This is a genomic window from Desulfitobacterium metallireducens DSM 15288, from assembly GCF_000231405.2.
Classification (GTDB): Bacteria; Bacillota; Desulfitobacteriia; order Desulfitobacteriales; family Desulfitobacteriaceae; genus Desulfitobacterium_A; species Desulfitobacterium_A metallireducens.
The window spans coordinates 140,044-160,197 of the sequence record NZ_CP007032.1 but is presented as its reverse complement, the minus strand read 5'-3'; the positions used below and the strand labels follow the sequence as shown (position 1 = coordinate 160,197).

Annotated in this window: 19 protein-coding genes; 4 read left to right on the top strand and 15 right to left on the bottom strand. The window is 40.5% G+C overall.

Annotated elements, in window-relative coordinates; genetic code table 11:
- Positions 1 to 3: 3 nt before the first annotated feature.
- The 10 genes from DESME_RS00755 to DESME_RS00715 all read right to left on the bottom strand — a co-directional run bounded on the left by DESME_RS00755 (position 4) and on the right by DESME_RS00715 (position 8,447).
- Positions 4 to 1,023 carry an aminoglycoside phosphotransferase family protein gene (locus DESME_RS00755; protein WP_006718712.1) on the bottom strand — a complete coding sequence of 340 codons (1,020 nt, stop codon included), beginning with the start codon at positions 1,021 to 1,023 and terminating at the stop codon, positions 4 to 6.
- Positions 1,024 to 1,055: 32 nt separating this feature from the next.
- The gene (locus tag DESME_RS00750) at positions 1,056 to 2,090 is read right to left on the bottom strand and encodes an NADH:flavin oxidoreductase (protein WP_025248586.1); all 1,035 of its coding nucleotides are present in this window, start codon (positions 2,088 to 2,090) and stop codon (positions 1,056 to 1,058) included.
- 36 nt (positions 2,091 to 2,126) lie between these two features.
- The gene (locus DESME_RS00745; RefSeq protein WP_006718708.1) at positions 2,127 to 2,912 is read right to left on the bottom strand and encodes an MBL fold metallo-hydrolase; all 786 of its coding nucleotides are present in this window, start codon (positions 2,910 to 2,912) and stop codon (positions 2,127 to 2,129) included.
- A 14-nt stretch (positions 2,913 to 2,926) separates the two neighbouring features.
- The gene (locus DESME_RS00740) at positions 2,927 to 3,952 is read right to left on the bottom strand and encodes a DUF169 domain-containing protein (protein WP_006718706.1); all 1,026 of its coding nucleotides are present in this window, start codon (positions 3,950 to 3,952) and stop codon (positions 2,927 to 2,929) included.
- Positions 3,925 to 5,058, bottom strand: a complete 1,134-nt coding sequence (locus DESME_RS00735; RefSeq protein ID WP_006718704.1) for a (Fe-S)-binding protein — start codon at positions 5,056 to 5,058, stop codon at positions 3,925 to 3,927. Before DESME_RS00735 ends, DESME_RS00740 begins: the two co-directional genes overlap by 28 nt.
- A 45-nt stretch (positions 5,059 to 5,103) precedes the next feature.
- Entirely contained in the window at positions 5,104 to 5,952 is an 849-nt protein-coding gene (locus tag DESME_RS00730) for a TIGR04282 family arsenosugar biosynthesis glycosyltransferase (RefSeq protein WP_006718701.1), read from the bottom strand.
- On the bottom strand, positions 5,949 to 6,428 hold the full coding sequence (locus DESME_RS00725; protein WP_006718699.1) for a GNAT family N-acetyltransferase: 480 nt from the start codon (positions 6,426 to 6,428) through the stop codon (positions 5,949 to 5,951). Before DESME_RS00725 ends, DESME_RS00730 begins: the two co-directional genes overlap by 4 nt.
- Before the next feature lie 347 nt (positions 6,429 to 6,775).
- Entirely contained in the window at positions 6,776 to 6,979 is a 204-nt protein-coding gene (locus tag DESME_RS15810) for a zinc ribbon domain-containing protein (protein WP_156922744.1), read from the bottom strand.
- An 18-nt stretch (positions 6,980 to 6,997) separates the two neighbouring features.
- On the bottom strand, positions 6,998 to 8,092 hold the full coding sequence (locus DESME_RS00720; protein WP_006718697.1) for a mandelate racemase/muconate lactonizing enzyme family protein: 1,095 nt from the start codon (positions 8,090 to 8,092) through the stop codon (positions 6,998 to 7,000).
- Between the two features lie 151 nt (positions 8,093 to 8,243).
- Positions 8,244 to 8,447, bottom strand: a complete 204-nt coding sequence (locus DESME_RS00715) for a hypothetical protein (RefSeq protein ID WP_006718695.1) — start codon at positions 8,445 to 8,447, stop codon at positions 8,244 to 8,246.
- Positions 8,448 to 9,511: 1,064 nt separating this feature from the next.
- Here DESME_RS00715 and DESME_RS00705 point away from each other — a divergent pair.
- The 4 genes from DESME_RS00705 (at position 9,512) to DESME_RS00690 (ending at position 15,989) form a co-directional block, all read left to right on the top strand.
- Positions 9,512 to 11,749 carry a molybdopterin-dependent oxidoreductase gene (locus tag DESME_RS00705; RefSeq protein ID WP_006718691.1) on the top strand — a complete coding sequence of 746 codons (2,238 nt, stop codon included), beginning with the start codon at positions 9,512 to 9,514 and terminating at the stop codon, positions 11,747 to 11,749.
- 36 nt (positions 11,750 to 11,785) lie between these two features.
- Complete coding sequence (locus DESME_RS00700) at positions 11,786 to 12,121, top strand: 4Fe-4S dicluster domain-containing protein (protein ID WP_006718689.1); 336 nt, start codon at positions 11,786 to 11,788, stop codon at positions 12,119 to 12,121.
- Positions 12,122 to 12,246: 125 nt separating this feature from the next.
- Entirely contained in the window at positions 12,247 to 13,596 is a 1,350-nt protein-coding gene (locus tag DESME_RS00695; protein ID WP_242837410.1) for an MFS transporter, read from the top strand.
- A gap of 290 nt (positions 13,597 to 13,886) precedes the next feature.
- Positions 13,887 to 15,989: a sigma-54 interaction domain-containing protein gene (locus DESME_RS00690; protein ID WP_006718685.1), complete on the top strand. Its 2,103-nt coding sequence runs from the start codon at positions 13,887 to 13,889 to the stop codon at positions 15,987 to 15,989.
- Between the two features lie 533 nt (positions 15,990 to 16,522).
- On the opposite strand, the gene DESME_RS15805 is transcribed toward DESME_RS00690, so the two are convergent.
- From DESME_RS15805 to DESME_RS00670, 5 genes are read right to left on the bottom strand one after another with little or no spacing between them, the layout of a single operon-like run.
- Complete coding sequence (locus DESME_RS15805; RefSeq protein WP_156922743.1) at positions 16,523 to 16,777, bottom strand: hypothetical protein; 255 nt, start codon at positions 16,775 to 16,777, stop codon at positions 16,523 to 16,525.
- Positions 16,778 to 16,789: 12 nt separating this feature from the next.
- Entirely contained in the window at positions 16,790 to 17,404 is a 615-nt protein-coding gene (locus DESME_RS00685) for a nucleoside hydrolase (RefSeq protein ID WP_006718683.1), read from the bottom strand.
- A gap of 26 nt (positions 17,405 to 17,430) precedes the next feature.
- Complete coding sequence (locus DESME_RS00680; protein ID WP_006718682.1) at positions 17,431 to 18,444, bottom strand: ABC transporter ATP-binding protein; 1,014 nt, start codon at positions 18,442 to 18,444, stop codon at positions 17,431 to 17,433.
- Between the two features lie 21 nt (positions 18,445 to 18,465).
- Positions 18,466 to 19,278, bottom strand: coding sequence for an ABC transporter permease (locus DESME_RS00675; protein WP_006718680.1), 813 nt, complete (start codon positions 19,276 to 19,278; stop codon positions 18,466 to 18,468).
- On the bottom strand, positions 19,271 to 20,146 hold the full coding sequence (locus DESME_RS00670; protein ID WP_006718678.1) for an ABC transporter permease: 876 nt from the start codon (positions 20,144 to 20,146) through the stop codon (positions 19,271 to 19,273). Before DESME_RS00670 ends, DESME_RS00675 begins: the two co-directional genes overlap by 8 nt.
- Positions 20,147 to 20,154 lie beyond the last annotated feature (8 nt).

The window sequence follows — 20,154 nt, the reverse complement described above, 5'->3', positions numbered from 1 at the left end:
CAATTATTTAAATATCTCCGGAAAACAGCCTTTAATAAAATTAGGATCTAAATACATATTGATTTTCTCGAACGTATCTTCATTTATTAAGGGGCGTTCGGGCTTTGTATATTCGGTCCAGGCCATGGCACACCACGATAAGGCTCGCAAAGTATTAAAAAACTTAAAAATCTGCACACGTTCAGGCAACGTCTTAACATAGGGACAAGAAATCAATTCCTGAGTATATCTTTTTAGGAATAAGTCCTCCTGCTCTGCACTTAAAAGTACATTGGCTTTCCATAATGTTGTTGTCCGAATAAGGAACATGCTTAGGTCCTGGGCAGGTTCTCCATAGATTGGTTTTTCCCAGTCGATAAGATGGCAGCTCTTTTTTTCTTGATTTACGATAAAATTATGAGAATTCACTTCTGTATTAATGACCGCACGCCAAGGTTCTTTTAAAAAATAACTTTCTTCTTTTCTTTTCTCTTCGCCCATTAGATAGATTCTCTCAAAAAGATTTTTAACCTCAGGGTTAGCTTCAGAACAGTCAAAATAACGTGTTAATAGGTTCTTCACTTCACCTAAAATTGCGGAAAAAGGAGCATTTGCTTTTACTAGAAAATTGTTCTCCCCTCGATTAAACGAAATACTATGAATCCTCGCGAAAGTCTCAGCTGCTTTCGTTAAATCAGCATTATAGTTTAATGGAGCTCCTGGAAGATATTCCATCACAAGCACCCCATAAGGTATTTCCTTTTGCCTATCATCAAGATAATACGGTATTGGCGTAACTCCAGAAGGCTTTAATAGTTGTAGCGCCTGATATTCATATCGTATCTGATTGGCGAGGTTCATTTGGCTTCCAGTGTTTACTCTTAAAACATAATTCTGACTATCTGTTTGGAGCAGATAATTTAGGTTATATTCGCCTTGAGCCAGAAATTGGACACGAATAGGAGTTTGAATATTCATAGAACGCCTAAAATATGCACGATTAACATAATTGATAATGTCTTGTGCTAGCTGTTCATGTAACAATACTCATCCTCCTTTCCTCGTCCTTTTAATCGTTAAACAGAAATCATATAATCTTTTTCCTCTATCAGATGCTGATTCGATTTCATTTTCAGCCACTGTTTATAAGCCCATTTGGAATCTTGAAGGAGGGACCTTCCGACTCCTACCAGATCAGCGCTTTTCTTAGCAATTATTTCATTCGCTTTAATCCCTGTCTTAATTCCCCCTGTAACTATTACAGGAATATCTAACGCAGGTTTAATGGCTTTACCCATATAGGCAAAAAATCCTTCAGGCCCATTTTTAAGATAACCACCGATTCCTCCCGATAGATCCAAACAATCTACCCCAGCATCCTGAAGCAACCGAGCAGCAATTATACTTTCTTCAATACTATTGCCCCCCTCAAGACGATCATCAGCCCCTAATCTGTAAAATATGGGCATATTTTCTCCGACTGCACCCCTTACTGCTTTAACGACTTCAATAGGGAAGCGCAGGCGCTTTTCCAACGTGCCGCCATATTCATCATGCCGAAGATTAGTCAAAGGAGAATAAAATTGATTCAGTAAATAACCGTGCGCCCCGTGAATTTCCACAAAATCAAAGCCCGCTAATTGAGCTCGATATGCAGCTTGAGCAAATTCATCTACAATCTGGCGAATGCTCTCTCTACTCAATTTTTTAGATCCTTTTACAGGTTCCTTCCGACCAAAACGCGCAAGATATTTTGACTGAACACTCGAGGGTCCACAAGGAGACATCAGAGCTCTTGCTCCGGCATGGCTGATCTGAATTCCCACAGGAGTCCCCTCTCTATGGATTTCCTTTGCCAAATGTTCTAAACCCTTTATAAGTTCGTCATCGTAAATACCTAATTGGCAGGGATGAGCCTTTCCATTTCGACTAACATAAGAATGCTCTACAATAATAAGTCCAGTACCCTGAGCCCGTAAACGATAATGTTCGATTAAATTTGGTGTAACTTCCCCCTTCTCTGAAGCAATATCCAGGGCCATAGGGGGCAGTACAATTCGATTTTTAAGAATTAAATTTTTAATTTTAAGATTTGAAAATAACGATTCGATAAGTCCTTCCCCCTTTAGTTACGACCCCATTAAGATTTACAATTTCAAAGTTAACCCATCAAAAGCTAAGGAAACCTTAGGATAAGAATGCAACTTTTCTTCGATTTGTTGTACTGTTGTTGGTGCACTATAATGCATAGCAAGATGGGTTAGAATCGTATGCCCTGCCTTAATCTTTTCGCCTAATTGAATGGCTTCTTCAATCGTCATATGACTATCGGGATACCAATTCTCCCCATGGAAAGTAGCATCACAGATTAGCGTATCTACACCTTTAATTCTCTGCTCTGTTAATTCCGGTAACCCGGATGTGTCTGTAAAATAAGCGATTCTTTGGCCTGCCTCTAATAGAAGCCCGCCTGTCTGAATGCTATGGTTTGCAGGTAATACGGTCAGCTTGACGTCTGAGAAAGTATAGCTTTGTTCATAATCCCAGCACTCAAGTTCAAATACATCCATCATAAATGGATAAGCCGCTTGGAAATCCTCTACTGCACTGGAAGGCAAAAACAGTTTGACAGGGTGTTTTCGCTTGAGTTTTATATAAAATTCTAAATCACCGATTCCCCCGAAATGATCATAATGCCAATGGGTAATAAAAAGATAATCGAGTGAGTCAATTTGCTCCTTAATTAATTGGCTCCTTAAGTCAGGAGAAGCATCGACTAAAATTCTTTCATTACCAGTATCAATTAAGGCTCCACTGCGCGTTCGAGCACGCTGAGGTTTCTTTCTAGCCTCTCGGCAGGCAATACAATCACAATAGAATGACGGCACCCCTGGCCCAGCTCCCGTTCCTAAGAGCTTGAACTCTGGACTCATATAACTCTTCCTTTCTATAGATAAGACAACTGGATCGCTTTTTGAGGACACTGGCCCACACATGTATAGCACGCGCTGCAGTTTTCGGGGTGAGCTGCCCTTGCCACTTTCCGCCCATCGACCTCCTGAATTTCTAAGACTCCTGTAGGGCAAAAAGCACTGCAAAGTCCATCCCCTAGGCATTGATCCGCATCAATAAAAACTTCAACGCTAGCCCCGGATTCGTTAATTTCCTGTCGACGAGTTCCGATTTTATCCATAACAGGCTGCATATATATTTTTTTTCTTTCTTCAGGAATACTCTTCTGTGACAATTTCAATAAAGACTGCGCAATCGGTTCAAGCATTGAAGTCGGAACGGAAAGATAAAGTTCAAAATCATCGATTTCACTCGACGCTCGGGCTCCATAACATCCAAAGGATATATTCATTTCTCCTGTTTTCATCGGTTGAACAATTAAATCAGCACAGGTCGAATTAAAGCCTGAGGTTTTAAAACTTTGGCGCTGCCCATTTGCATATGTCTGAGAACAGCAAAGCCACATGGCTTGTTCAGGCCACAGAGTAAAAACCACGACATCGGGTTCAAAGGGTGCCTTATCTAAAGGCGCAAGAAGAGTTGCCTTGTAACTTCCCGCTTCGAATTCAGGACGGGAACCAATCATTTTTTGAGCCGTTTCTATATTGGGCATCTTTTTAAAAAGCAAATAAAGCTCACCCGATCGAAGTTTTTGAGACATTTCAACTAAACCCAAAATACCGGATCCATCAGGACAAGCATGGCTTCTCGGGGGCATATAAAGACAATTTCCCCGACGGGCTGTAATTATAGATTGGCAATGTCTCAAAGGGACTGGGGGTTCGATCAATTGTGGCGGCCTTTCTTCATCAGGACGCATCAGTCTTACAGCCACAGGATCCCAGCGGAGTGACAGTGTTTCTTTGAAAATCCGAGTCATTTCTTGATAATTCAAGTTTATCCCTTCCCCTTTTACTGCTTCTTGTTTATCCTTTATGGTTCTGCCATGATCCGCTCCCACAATTTTTCTCCTTCTGGCCCTTCAAACATCTTTTTCGCTTTATTCTTGAACCCTTCAAAATCTTGCTCCAAATCAAGCAATAGATTCAATATATGTTTTGCTTGAAACTTACCCGAAACCTTACCAAAGTTTAAAACGCAGGCCAAACAATTGGCTGCAAGAATTTGTGCACCTGAATTTTCTGCCTCATCCAAACGAGACTTTACTCGATTGTTAGCCATTTCAGGATCAAAATGACTAACCTCGCCACCACTCCCACAGCAAATCGTCATTTCATGATTGTGCTCCATTTCAACGAGCTGATACCCTTTTTTTTGTAAAGCGAGTCTTGCCTGGGAAGCAAATATTCCTTCAAAACGATCAGGGCATGAGTCATGAATAGTAACAAAAGATTGTTGATGCAAAATATTAGAATTATTTAAGATCAACAGATCATCTAACGCCTCATAGATCGTTAAAAGCGTTATTCCCATTTCTCTTAAGATGGGTCTAAGCTGATAATAACAATTAGGGCATGCAATAATAATAGTCCTTATCTTTAAATCCCGAATCTTTACTTTTATTTCGCCGACATATTTATCCCCTCTATCGTTTAAACCTAATTGATACAAGGGCAGGCCACAACACTCTGTCATCAGTACAATATCTTGATACTTTTGACTCAGGTGAGTATAAACTGCTCGTGTCAACTTGGGGGAATACGTAAGCATTGTACATCCGGGGAATAAGGCAACGGGATTTTCTCTCCCCAGATTTAAGTCCTTATAATCAATACTGTTAACTTCGCGGTATAATTTCATCACGTTAAGTTTTCGGTCCGGAAACATATACCTATATTCATTAATTGGAATCTCTTTGGATTTAACAGCTTCCGTCCTCATTTCAGCAAACATAGTCTTAGGGCTTAGTGAAGATGGACATACTGCTTCACACAAACCACAGAGGGAGCATTCGTAAGCTTCCTCGACGTAAGGTTTTCGAGCGGCGATGCTTGCAGGTTCTTCCCCAATTTCTTGTAACATTTGGCATTCAGATAAGCATTGCCCGCACTCTATACAATTTTCTTTTATCTCATGACATACCTTACTTAATTTCTCAGAACTCATCACTATTACTCCCTCCTTCACCGGAACAAAAATAAGCTGCCTTACTTATACTAATTCTCTCGCAGCTGGAGGAAGCGCAACTGACTGCAGACCCATCTCATTCAAAAAGTTGATTGTCCTTTCCGGAACAGTTATAGCAGGATCATGCTTTGCTGCAAGCTCAATAATACGCAGAACAGGCATCGCGCTTGCAAGATCTACTGGAATATCGATATCAGGTACTTCTTCTACAAAAGCTATCGGAATTTGCTCATCTCCCGCTTTATTAGCCATCATATCCAGTGCGGTAATACCATCTTTGTTATAAAAAACTTCGTTAAACGTAAAATTAGTTGTACAGGTCAAACCTGCTAAAGAGAATCCGCCTTCCTGACATGCTCCTTCGACAAGAGCAGCGCCAATCAATGAGCCATCGCTTGCCTTTACCTTACTTACAGCTACCTTCTGCCCAGATACACTTTGACTTAATTTCTCTAACTTATTTAGGGCATCTTGCAAAATATAAGGCTGTAATGAAGGCAAATCTCCGCCGCTGATGAGTAAACAATCAGCTAAACGATTCTCTGCCCCTGATTTAAGAATATGGTCTGTTGCATATTGCATGCAGTCATCGAAACTTCCTCCCTGGTCGGAGAAAATCCCTGCAATTCTTTGTGCATTTTTAACTTGATCTAAAAGCGAATCTAAGTAGGACCGATCTCCGTCCTTGTTGTAGCAAATCCAAACGTCCGCCCCTTCAACAGACAGACTGACTTCAATAACATCGAGCAAACAGGCTTCATACAATGCAGTAGCTTCCTCATAGGTCAGAATGCCACCACGGGCCTCGGTTAAGCGTGTCTTGCAATCACCGACTCTTGGAACCTTAGTAAAAACGAGTATTGCCTTTTTCATGCTTTAATCCCTCCAGTAAAAATCATAGGAGATGGGTCGCATTCTCCTTTATCCGGGCAAAAATCACATTGTTCGCTATATTCCTGGGGTAATAATAGAGAATCACAATTTTTAAAACCCATTTTTTTATAAAAACCAACGGCAGATCCTCTTGCCATAGTCGTGATGGTATAGGGTTTCTTAAGTTGAAATTTGGATAACGGGTATTTGCAGCACTCCCATGGATTTTGAAGAATTTCACTTAACAGGATTCGTCCAATTCCCTGAGAATGTTGCGCCTGCTTTACCCCCAGTACTTCTAAAAAAAAGCGATTTTCTTCAACCTCAACGATCTTTGCCCCTCCAAGAGTCTGACCCTCTTTTTTAAAAACGAGCATCTCTTCAGCTTGGCCCGGAATACCCATATCATAGTCCCAGAGAATTTCATTGAGTTCTATCTCATCTTGTTCGTCAGCAAACATAATTTCAGCAGTCATAAGCTACGTTAAAACCTCCTTTCAGTGAAAATAACGACTAGTATGAGACAAGCAAATGGGATCAGGAGTATCTTAAGAATGAGTTAGCCTTTGTTCTTAAAAATTAAGCAAGAATCATGCCAACATTTTACTCACGTTAAAACCTTATTAAATCAAGGATTTCTATTTTTAGGCGTCTTACATTGGTAAGACACTTTGTCATTTTGAACAAATTTTTTATCATTTTGAAACTTAATAGACAATTAAATGAAAATGAATGCTTCCCCAATGATATGGTTAGCTATATTAACCGTCCATTGGGGAAGCATTCTCTGCGTTATGATTCAATTGTTTATAAACGTAAAAAATTAAGAAGCACTACAGTTGTTGCTGAAAGGGCAAGACGAACATTCCTTCATCGGATCGATGCAGATGGTATTCACTACGCTAAAGCGTTGGCGAATTTTTGTGCTTGAACATTTGGGACAAACGTTTTGATATGGATCGCCACTGCTCGAAGGTACAGTAAATTGGTAGTCACAATCGGCACATACCAGATAATAATTTGACATAATGACAACTCCTTATCCTTACAATAGTTTAACCGTATATTCCTCAACCGCAGCTTCATCCAGTTCAACCCCAAGGCCGGGCTTCTCAGGAACATACATATATCCGTTTTCAACTTTAGGAATTTCTTTGATAAGATTGCCCTTAACTGACATGTAATAACAATTCTCAGAGGGAAGACTGATTTGCTTAGAGGCTGCTGCAAGATGTAAGCAGGCAAAAGCACCTAATGCCGACTCAGCCTGTGTTCCAGTCAAACATGGTTTATTAAAGGTCTCACAAACAGCGATAATTTTTCTAGAAATAGTAAAGCCTGTTCTAGGAACTTTAATATTGACCAAACCAAGCGTATCCATCTCCATCTGCCTTATCACGTCATGCAGTGTATAGCAGCTTTCATCTCCCATAATCGGTATGCGCACTTCTCGAGCAAGCTTTATACGGGCATGATCATCCCAAGCTGGAATAGGTTCCTCACAGTATGCCGCTAGACCTTCCAACTGAGTAATAACCTTGACCGCATCGGCGTAACTCCAGCCTTGATTGGCATCAATATACAGAATACAATCCTCTGGAACCGCCTCTCTAATGGTATGGAACATTTTGATATCAAAATCCGCATCCTGTCCCCCTTTGAGCTTTAGAGCACGGAATCCTTCAGCGTACTTGCTTTTTGCCTCTGCAACCATAGCCTCGAGGGGTTTTAAGCCAATCATCCAACTCAGCGCAATTTTGTTTTTATAGCCCCCCAAAAGCTTATAACATGGAAGTCCTGTTTTTTTACCCATAATGTCATAAAGACAAACATCTATTGCACCCTTAGGGGTCAAGTTCCAGTAAACGGTATTCATCTGTTCCCAGATTTTATTTATATCCAATGGATCCATTCCGATAAGTTTTGGTCCTATATATTTGTTGATGATTGCACAAATAGATTCTTGCGTGTCTCCATATAGTGAAGGCCTCGGGATTGACTCGGCAATTCCCTCAATTTCTTCATCCGTCATGATGCGAACAAGCACATGATCAGCATTGTTCATATGCCCACTCGCCCACTTCAAAGGTTCTAAAAGAGGGAGACGAACCGCATTCGCAGTTACATTTGTAATTTTCATATCGAAGCATCCCTATTATTTGATAATTTAACCTTACCAAGCGGCATTTGAAATAACTTTGAAGAAAAGTGGGGCAGGCCTATTCGTTATCGAACGAGCCTGCCCGCAGTACTATAATTATCCTACAACATCGAGTTAAACAAAAATAAGATTAGTCTTGGGGAGTATTATATCCTCTGACGGGTTTTCTCATAATTTTTTTACCAACTGCATAAAAACCTTTTTTCACCATAACTTCTTTAGTCAGATCGAGCTCTTTCAAAAGGTCGTTGATATTTTTACCCGCTTCAAGCTCTGCATTAAGTTGTTTAAATTGAGCATCGAGATCAAGCTTTTCAAATTCTTCTTTATTCATGGTACACGCCTCCATAATATTATTATTTAAGAATCACTCGGTTTCTGGACATCAAACAAAAGAAGCTTATGCCTTAACCAAGTTACACCTCCTTAAAAATCTTAGAAATCTACTACCTGCTTTTGTTTGAAGTTCCATTTCATTGGATAGATGATGCAAATAATATGCCAACTTCTATAAAACGTCGCAAAGTGGCTTCGCAGATAACTTTGGATGTTTCTGATTTTAAAATGAAGGGATTAACTAATCCCTTTTTGTTATGTCTTAACCTTGTCTTCGTATTCACAATTCAGTTAAATCAAGGGTTACGTGGAAATCCTTTTTTGCGACGCAATATCATTATAAGAAATGTATTAGGAATTATCAGGAGGAGTATTCAACTTACAAGGAACCGGACCACCATTTTCAGGAGATTTTTTATGCTTGCTACAAGGATTAGCGCACACCATATCACTATATAAACAATAAACAACGGGAGGCTTCACTCGTTCAGGCAGTTCTGTCCCGCATTTCTTACACTTTTGAGCCGAAGTGTCAAAATTAAAGGTCCCACACTTTGTACATTTTCTTGGTTTTTCCTTAGGAGGTTTACAACCTCCGCAGTATGGATTACAAGACCAACACATCTGTCTTCCTCCTTTTTTGTCACTTAGTTAAGTTGACTTATAAATTAATTGTCATCTTACTCTTTTCATAGGTTCATGACAAACAATATCCTAATTTGATACGTTATTTCAAAAAAAGATTTGGCCTTTTCTCTTGATTTCAAAGGCCTTGTGAAGTTTCTTACTAAAAATTTTCAATGCAAAAAGAGATAAAACTTTAATTTTAACTTTCAGCCCGGTAACCTAATAATCCCTGTATTAACAGGGTTTCGCAATTCATTTTAGAACTGGCACACTTATTGCAATAAAAAGAGTCAAGGGATAAACCAGGTAGAGTATAATCCGTGTCATAAGGAGGTGTTTCAATAGAAGTGCGTGTCTCTTTCCAAGGCTTTATCCTACGTTATATCAAGTCTTTCAAATTAAAAATTCGAATTCTTGAAAGGGTGAATTGATACAATGCAAAAAGAATGGGCGCAACAAGAAGATGGCGAATATGTCGTTAGGACTTGCGGTTGGTCCCCGCCAGGAGATCATCCAGTAGGCTGCGGTATGAAATTGCATGTTAAGGATGGCAAACTTGTTAAAGTTGAAGGAGACCCAGAAAATCCGATTACACAAGGCAGATTGTGTATTCGATGTTTATCACTCCCTGAGTATGTCCATCATCCTCAACGGATTACACATCCTATGAAGCGCGATCCTAAGAAACGCGGTGAAGATGCGTGGGAGCAAATCTCTTGGGATGAGGCTTGGGATATTATTGTAGATAAAGTTAATGATATTAAAGCAAAATGGGGAGCTGAATCCATCGTCGTGTATGGCGGAACCGGAAGGGAAGCCTGCCTGTATTACTATCCACTAGGCTTCTCTGCACTCCAAACTCCTAATGTCTGCTACGGACAAAGCGGCTGGTCTTGCTATGGCCCCAGATGCTCTGTTTCGGACTTTATTTTGGGTGCAGGATATCCTGAAATCGACTATGCCGGTTTCTTCGAAGATCGTTTCAATCATCCAGGTTGGAAGCTGCCAGAATATATTGTTTTATGGGGTAAAGAACCACTAAAATCAAATCCTGATGGTTTCTTTGGTCATGCCATTATTGACATGATGAAATTGGGAAGCAAACTTATTATGATTGACCCAAGAATCAGCTGGCTTGCTACCCGAGCAGATTATGTCCTTCAATTAAGACCTGGAACGGATACGGCCCTTGCCCTCGCTATGCTTAACGTTATCATAAACGAGGACCTCTATGATCATGATTTTGCGGAAAATTGGTGTTACGGTTTTGACGAACTGAAGGAACGTGTTCAGGAATATCCACCTGAAAAGGTTGCTGATATTACTTGGGTACCCAAAGAAAAAATTGTGGAAGTTGCCAGAGTTATCGCTAATGCTAAGCCGTGTACATTCGGTTGGGGATTAGCATTTGACCAAAACCCAAATGGAGTTCAACTCGGACAGGCTTTCCTCGCTATAGTTGCTATCACAGGGAATATCGACGTTCCTGGAGGAGTCACCGTTGGACCGCCAGCTGCACTCCTTGGAAAATGGCGTATGGATGCTCGGAGTGAGCTTACGGAAGAGCTTTGGGACAAACGGCTGGGTGCCAAAGAATATCCTGGATTTGCTACAGGAATGGCTACAACTCAACCGGATGTAACCTTAGACACTCTTGAAACAGGTAAACCTTATCCGCTCAAGATGGCTTGGTTTAACAGTACCAACTTCCTCAGTGCGACCTGTTCGGCACAACCTGAAAGATGGTATAAGGCTCTTCTGAAAATGGAGTTCAATGTCATACAAGAAACATTTATGACTCCAACAGCAATGGCCCTTGCCGATATTTTCTTACCGCTTCCTTCATTTGCTGAGCATGACGGTGTAGTTATCACTCACTATGGTCGGAATACTATTTTCCTAGGAGCGATGAACAAAGCCTTAAATGTCGGCGACTGCAAATCAGATATCGAGGTTTGTATCGAATTAGGTAAACGGCTCAATCCAAAGGCTTGGCCTTATGACTCCGTTGAAGATTTCTTTGATAGCCAACTAAAACCGGAATTAGGTATCAGCTTCAATGATCTGAGAGAAAAAGGGGTCGTCAATCCTCCATACGAGTATAAAAAATACGAAAAAGGTCTGCAAAGACCGGACGGTGAGCCTGGCTTTACAACGGTAACAGGGAAGGTTGAACTTTACTCTGTGCTCTATGAATCATGGGGTGACGATCCTCTGCCATATTATATGGAACCACCGTATAGCCCTATTAGTACACCTGAACTTTTTGAGCAATATCCGTTGATTCTGACAACAGGTGCAAGAACGTTCGCCTCCTTCCATTCTGAACATAGACAGGTTGCAAGCTGTCGTGAAATTGTGCCCGATCCGATCATGGAAATCCATCCTGAGACAGCTAAGCGTCTGGGAATTAGCGAGGGAGATTGGGTAATCATTGAAAATATGTTCGGTAAGGCTAAAGAGAAGGCCCATTTGACTCCTGCAATTTCTGAAAAGGTTGTCCATGCCCAACATGGCTGGTGGTTCCCAGAAAGAAAAGGTACAGCACCCGATTTGTTTGGAGTTTTTGAATCCAATCCAAATACTATGATACCGCATAAACACATTGGAAAACTCGGTTTCGGAGCCCCCTATAAATCTATTATCTGCAAGGTTTACAAGGCTGAAGACTAAAATCTGCAATCAAAACGAGTGACTGGAGGGAAATAAATGTCGCAATATGGTTTAATGATTGATTACGAATATTGCACGGGTTGCCATTCATGCGAAGTTGCTTGCAAGAATGAATTAAAGCTTCCTCGTGGCAAGTGGGGAATTAAACTCACTGAAGTTGGTCCATTTCAGTTAACAGGTGATAAATGGGAATGGGATTATATTGCCGTGCCAACCGACCTCTGCAATCTATGTAAAGATCGTGTCGAAAAGGGAGAAAAGCCATCCTGTGTTCATCACTGCTTAGGTCAAGCGATGGAATATGGTCCTGTAGAGGAATTAGCCAAGAAAATGGCTGAAAAAGGCAAAAAAGTTATGATGTTTATTCCTTAATCAAAAAACTTAAGTGTCATGATAGCTCATTCATTTTGCTGAGCTGTCATGACATGATTAACAAAAGTATTCGATAAGAACTTAAAGATGCAAAAGATTGTCAATCGGCATATTTTTGCATCTTTTTGAAGTTAGTAGAGTTAGCAAAAAACGATTTGGTTAGAATTCATCAAGCACTTCATAAAATTATTGGAGGTGTCAAAGTGGTTCAACTCAATAAAGTGGAGAATAGTCGCATGCATTATGGGTGGTTCATTGTTTTTGGCGGATTTCTCAGCCAAATTATCCTGCTTATCAGCCTGCAAACGCTGCCTATTGTCCTGCAAGAAGTAAAAGCTTCCCTATCTTTAGATAATGCTTCGGCAGGCATGATTCTTTCAGTTTATGGGTTATGTTATGCTGGATTTTCATTCTTTTGGGGAGCGTTATCTGATAAAATTGGAACACGTAAAACGCTGACGATTGCAGGTTTTTTATCTGCCTTGATGCTCTTGGCATTTGGCCTTGTTGCCGATTCTTTAACTAAAGCTTTGATAATCTTTGCTTTGATTGGCTTCGGATCAGCAGGTATCTACAGTGCTACCATACCAAAACTGATCGGCGAGTGGTTTTATCCAAGCAAACGGGGGAGAGCAATGAGCCTTATCACCCCCGGAGGTGTTCTTACAGGTGCTGCTTTGGGAATTTTTGCCCCGCGGCTTGTCAAAAGTTATGGTTGGCAAAATACCTTCGTTATATTAGGAGTATTAGCTATTGTTGTTACCGTGATAGTTTTCGCAATCATAAGAAACAAACCTTCTGAAAAAGGCTTAATGCCAGTAGGTACTCCACCAGAAGAAGTCGTAACGTCCTCAGCAATTTCGCAAAGCAAACCCCAGGCAAAAGGGAAAGGCTTCTCAGATGTACTTAAGATGAAAATAACCTGGCATCTTAGCTCAATGTATATCTTTTGGCAATTAGGTTATATGGCTGTTACTGCTTTTCTTGCGGTAACAATTCGAAGTGCTGGATTTACAGCTGTTCAAGCAGGTTTGGCAGTAACGATATACAATTTATGTCAGCTTGTTGGACAACAAGTATGGGGACCTTTGTCCGATCGTATCGAACGGAAATATGTTATTGTTATCTCAAGTCTATGGTGGGTTGCTTTCGCTTTTGGATATATTTTCGTTTTCGGAAAAGGACTTACCTTTATGTATGCAGCGATAGGACTAATGGGGATAGGTATTGGCAACATTCCAGTAATCTTAGCGGCCTTTACAGATTACTATCCTAAAGAAATTACTGGCTCGGGAACGGGTATCATTTCTACTTTAGCAGTAGTTGGCCGCTTTTTTGGTCCGATGCTTGCGGGTATTATCGCGGACTTTAGTGGTAAAACGACGTCTGCCTTTTCATTTGCTGCTATCATGATGTTTATTGCAGCAATCATTGCTCTTTTGCTTCCAAGTGCGAGATCCCCAAAGACTTCTTAGATGCATTTTTGAGGTAAAACATGGAACCACTCATAAGAAGGAAATTTCATTATAGTTGTCGAAAAATATAACTGATATGTGTATATCTAACAGTAAAAGGGTTCCAATTTTACTTTTATTAAAAGATCTCGTGATTATTACCACATGCATTATCAATGCTTAATTCTAAATACCAAGGCTCAGTAAGACTTTAAGAATAAGGTCTTGCTGAGCCTGATACAAATTTTACCTGGCTTAAATTTATGGTCATCTTTCGTAATGTATTAAGTGCATTCGAGGAGGGGTTATAGGTGTCATTACCAAATCCAAATCTGAATTATTCTAATGTGAGCAGTGATCGATTTTCCAGTGAACAATATCCTCTTATCACTCAAAAACGTTGGGAAGCAATTGTGGAATGCAAAAAGAGATTCTTACAAAATGAAGAATCTTATTGTAACGATTACTTACGCAAGGAAATAGTTGAGTCTTGGCAAAAATCCCGAAAATTGGGAATTGATCCTAATATCAAGCTGACCAAGTCAAAAATGAACTCTGCAGAATATAAGAAGATTGTTGAAAATAATCGTTCATTGATTGAAATTATCAGTCCGTTGCTCAATACTTTCAAAAACATGGCAATTTTTACTTCGGGTTATATTTTGTACTTGTGTGATAGAGATGGAACATTCTTGATACAGGAAGGCGAAATGGGAAGAATCCCTACCGAAGGTTTAGTGTGGGACGAAAATACAATTGGAACGTGTGTTCATTCTTTATGTGTAAGTCTCAAACGACCCGTGCAAATGATGGGACCTGAACACTACAATGTCGCCTTAAATAATATTCTTGCTTTTGCCGCACCTATTATGAATGAAGCTGGCGAAATTATTGCGACTTTGATTTTAGGTCAACCTCTTATTGATAGACCTTGGTTAGAAAGTTTTCAAAATGCAAATTCACATACACTAGGTCTCATCACTTCTTTAGCAGTAGCTGTTGAGGGTCAGTTGAAGCTGATCCATAGTAATATAAGCGTAAAAGAAAGTTATCAGAATTTGAAAATTGCCCATGAAAATTTGAGCTTATCCCATGCTACAATGAAAGCAATCTCAAATTTTATGGATGAAGGTATAATTGCAATCGATCGAACGGGGACAATAATTCATACAAACCAGGAAGGCGCTCGAATATTTAAAATAGAAATGGGCGAAAAAGGAAACAGAAATATAAAAGAATTCTTATGCAGTCACTCTCGCCTCAGATCATTAATTGAGGAAGGGAGAAGTACGACCATTGAGGAACCCCTCTGTATCGAGAATGATGAACATTCGTATATGATTCATATTCAACCGATTTTTAGCCCTGGTACTGAACATATCGATGTTGCCGTCTTAAGATTCAATCCTGTGGAAAAGATTAATGCAATGGTTGCCAGCCGTTCAGGTGCCGTTGCCAATTATAATTTTGAAGATCTTATGGGGAAAAGCAAGGAGTTAAAAAGAAGTATTGATTTAGCTCAACGCTTTGCTAATTTAACGGATAATATCTTATTGATTGGTGAAAGCGGTACGGGTAAAGAACTCTTTGCCCAGGCTATTCACAATACGTATCGGCCTCAAGGACCATTTATGGCAGTAAATTGTGCTGCGATGCCTCGAGAACTGATCGAAAGCGAATTGTTTGGTTACGAAGGGGGTAGTTTCACAGGTGCCGAACGGAGCGGAAGACCCGGTAAAATTGAACTGGCCAATGGCGGGACACTTTTTCTTGATGAAATTGGGGATATGCCGCTTGAAATTCAGGCCGTTTTATTAAGAACTTTAGAAGATAAGCAAGTTATGCGTGTCGGGGGCCGCCGCTATAAGAAAGTTGACTTTAGACTGATCAGCGCTACCAATAAAGATCTCTATAGTATGGTAAAAGAAAAGCAATATCGTGAGGATCTTTACTTTCGGCTTTCTGTATTGACGATCAACATTCCTCCTTTACGGAATAGAGGAAATGATATTGAAATTCTGTACAAATATTTTATCGAGAAATATTGCAAGAAACAAGGGTGGAAAATACCAAAGATTACTCCGGAGACTGAGAAAATTATTAACGAGTACAAATGGCCGGGTAATGTCCGACAATTGCAAAATGCCATGACGTATGCAGTGAATACGGCTCAAAAAGGCCAAATTACCCCGGATTGTTTACCAAATTATATTATGACAGATACTACTCCTATAAGTAACGATAAGATGGCTAAGGATGAGATGCTTCGCTTAGATAACCTTGAGAAAATGGCCATCGAAACAGCCCTGTTACGTTCGGACAATAATATGGATAGAGCAGTCGAAATACTAGGAATAAGCCGTTCAACCTTATATAGAAAGTTAAAAGAATATCAGATTCAACACAAAATTTAGATGTTAGCTACTTGAAAAAATATTAAAATGATACAAGATCGTAAAAAAAGATTAAATCGGATTCTTAGGAATTCTGCTTTTTTCAGCCATAAATAAAGTTTGAATATGTCAAAAAGAGATTATTAAAGGATTGCTGGTTTTGTTGAAACCCTTGAATTAAGCTGATTTCTTGGACATTTAGCTAATGGCACGCTTCTTGCAATTATTTATATCTGTCAGATTCATTAACCAGAATCTAAAGATTATAAGTAATTAAGGAGGTATTATTATGTGTTTTAGACCTGCATCAGTTAGCAAGCCAATAGAATGCCCAAATTGCAAAAAGAAAGTCCCCGTCGTGGGCACTACCAGACTGAAATCATGCCCGTTTTGTAAAGCCCCCCTTCCTACTAAGGATGAAACAACGGAAACTCCGGAGAATAAATAGTGTCCTAGTTATCCTAAAGCAATGTCAACTAAACATTGAAGATAATTATGGTAGTTAATAACCTAAAACTATGAGCGGCTCAGAAAATCTGAGTCGCTCATAGTTTTTATCTTTTCAATTCTACTCCCAACCAAGCAGTATAAACCTCTTCTGTAAATTCCCTTAAATTATAGATAACAGGAATATTTACCCCGCTTGTGGTATTATCCTCCCGTTCGCTCTTTGCTAGAAAACCGCTTTTGAGGTTAGTCAGGTCGTGAAGAATACTTTCATAACGATCGATAAACAATCCCGGATTCATCAAATAAGCGGCAGCAACGACATCCCAGTTATGAAAGCCATTTGAATTAAACCTTCTCATCGTGTTTTCGAATCAGTAAGAGCATGTCTGGACAATATATTTTCCTATCGGTTGATCACAAGAGGAAAGCCTTTCGTTAAACTCCTGCTTTGCAAAAAAAGCATCCAGACAGTGATTCCCAGTGATGATGGACAAATTCCTCGCATTCTTCAGAACACAGGCCGTTGCCGCAGGGTCACAGGAGAAATTCAATTCATTCAAAAGGATTCCATTTATAATTAACTCTTGCTGAATTCCACCCATCAAGACAACCTCAGTGATTTGTTCTAAAATCGTATGATCCAAAAGATAGGCTGCATACAGATTAGTCAAAGACCCCGTGGCTAATAACGAGATATTTCCTTTATTTGCTCTGACTGTTTTCAGGATATATTCCGCAGCTTCACTTTCCAATTGTTCTTTCGATGCACAGCCTTTAAGCACAGGGATATCACTACGGCCAAGATCACTCAACATCCTGACGGTATTGGCATAAACAGTCTCAACGTCGCTATTTCCATAGGTTGTTGTAATGCCCAATACTTCAGCAGAACTTTTACCGAGAAGATAAATCAGAGCCAGACCGTCATCAACATCACAACCTGCAACCCCCATCGTATTGTCACAATCAAAAATAATCTTTTTCATAATCAGCTCCTGAAAAATTTAGTATTTTAAGATCCATTTTTAAATAAAACGACTCTAGCTGTGTCAAACTCAACAGAAACCTTTCTGCCAATCTGCAACTCCTCATTCGTCGATACAGACAGCAATAGTCTGACCCCCATGTATTGAAGAGTAATATTGCAATGTTCTCCGAGAAATTCAATTTCCGTGATCTCGTAATCACCCGGTTCCGAAATTAACCGAATTGCCGAAGGCCGGAACATCGCCTTATATTCTCCGTTCGGCCGCGATACTGGAAAGCATATTGCACGGCTCTCAAAAACCCCGTTTACAACCCTGCCTTCAATGTAGCTTGCCTCGCCAAAGTAATCGGCAACCGCCTGATTGACCGGCGCCTGATAAAGCACCCGGGTTGTATCATCCTGAACAATTCCCCCATCAAACATCACAGAAATCCGGTCTGAAATCATCAAGGCTTCCTTGGGGTTATGGGTAACCAACACCGTGGCAATGCCCAGCTCCCTGTGCAATTGTACGATTAAATTGCGCATGTCCTGCCGCAGGGTTTCATCAAGACTGGAAAAAGGCTCATCGAGCAACAATACTTTAGGATTTGAAGCTAGAGCTCTGGCCAATGCGACACGCTGTAACTGCCCCCCTGACATTTGGGTGATTTTTCGCTTTCCTAAATCGCCTAATTGTACTTTTTCTAGTAATCTGCGGGCTTCTTTCAGCCGGGTTTCCGTGTTAACGCCGTGTATTTTCAAAGGGAAAGCGATATTTTCCTCAACGTTCATGTTGGGAAACAAGCGCAAATCCTGAAAAACAATAACTGTTCTCCGCTGATATGGCGGCAGCTGATTGATGCTTTTGCCGTCTATGGAAATATCACCTTTATCTGGCAAAATCAAACCGGCGATCGTTTTCAGCAGTGTGCTTTTTCCGCAGCCGGAAGGACCCAATAAAGAAACCAGCTCCCCGTCTTCCACTGAAAAATGAACAGAGCGCAGTATTTCTATTTGATTAAAGGATACGCAAAGCTTTTTGCATTCTAGTTTCAAAGGATTACCCTCCATATTGCTTTAGGCAAAAAAGTACTCACTCTCGTTTTTGCAAAACTTTTTAGCTGCTTTCTCAAAAATAACAAAAATCAATAATGCCGATCCTATAAAAACCAGGCTGTACGCTGAAGCAATCGTCCGGTCACCGCTTTGCAGATAAGGCACCATCATCATTGAAAATGTTTTCACTTTTCCTCCGCCAATGATCAGCGTAATAAAATACTGACTGAAAGACAGGATGTAGGCCAAACTGGCCGAAGAGATTATCCCCGGAAGCAAGGAGGGAATTGTGATATGGGTCATAACTATGCCAGGTGAGGCCCCAAGAACAAGCGCCTGTTCCTCCAGTCTCCTTCCGAATGCAGCTGTATTATCTGTCATAATTTTGATCGAATAAGGAAGGGCGCAGATTAAATGAACCAGGATGACCCCAAATACATTGTCCGCCAATCCCAACCGGATCAGAATAACATGAATCCCCATCGCGAAAACCGTACCGGGAATAATAATGGGTAATATAGCCCCAAAGCGGATTAGCTCTTTACCGCGAAAATCATAAAAAACCAATGCTCTTGCCGTCATCATCCCGATAATAACAGCTAAAAAAGCGACTACCATAGAAATCAGTATACTGGAACCTAACACCTGCAAAGCTCCAGAATATCCTCCGAACAATTCCTGAACACCCCGCAGGGAAAAACTCTCAGGCAAAAGCCGAGGCCACGCCCAGCGTCCGCTAAAACTCCAAACTGCAATGACTGTAAACGGAATAAAGATAGAAAACGCAAAGAAACCAATAAGCGCTCTCCATAAAAGCTTCTCTTTTCTACTCATGGGCATCACCCCTTCGTTTCCCTTCCCGCTGGAATAGCCGATAATATATCAGCGTTAGCCCCAAGGAAATAAAAAACAAAACCGAGTTTAAGGCCATCGCATAGGGTCTGTGCCGTAAATCCGGATGTGTATATTCTATAAAAGCCTGAACTGGCAAGGCTTTAGGAGTTGTTGCGCCTAACAGGAAGGGCAGCTCATACGCTCCTAAGGAATAGGCAAAAACAATTAAAAATGAGTTCTTAATCGTCGGCATACTCAAAGGCAGTGTCACGTGAATAAACGTTTTCCAGGGAGAAGCTCCAAGGTTTCCTGCTGCTTCTCCCAGCGTAGAGCTGATATTTGCCATAATAGTCAGTACAAAGATTGCAATAAAGGGGACCTCTTTCCAGACATACGCTAAGACAACACCTATCCCATTGCTCATATACAGCAGGGAGGGAAAAGCATCCTGAGTGCGAATCCATCCTAAGGCATAGGCTCCTCTGGCTAATAATCCATTTTGTGAAAATAGAGCGATGACAAACAACGCTACAACCGTATGAGGAATCAGGATCGGTATTTTAAGCAGAGACAGCATTTTCCCTTTGGCCATTCCTGCAGCAACAAGCACTGCACTTATAAATACTCCAAGCACTGCTGCTAATACCGATGAAACAACAGCGATAGCCAGACTGATCCCCATCGAGGCCAGCAAATCCTGACGTTTGAAGATTTCAATATAATATTGAAATGTCGGTGTATTTAGACCCAAGGATGGAATGATGCCGAAGCTTTGCACAAGCCCATTGACAATCCCCGCTGCAAACAGCAGGCTGAGCAAAGCTACCGGCATAACCAGCCAATAGGGTGCTGATTTGAATTTCTTCACAGCATTAC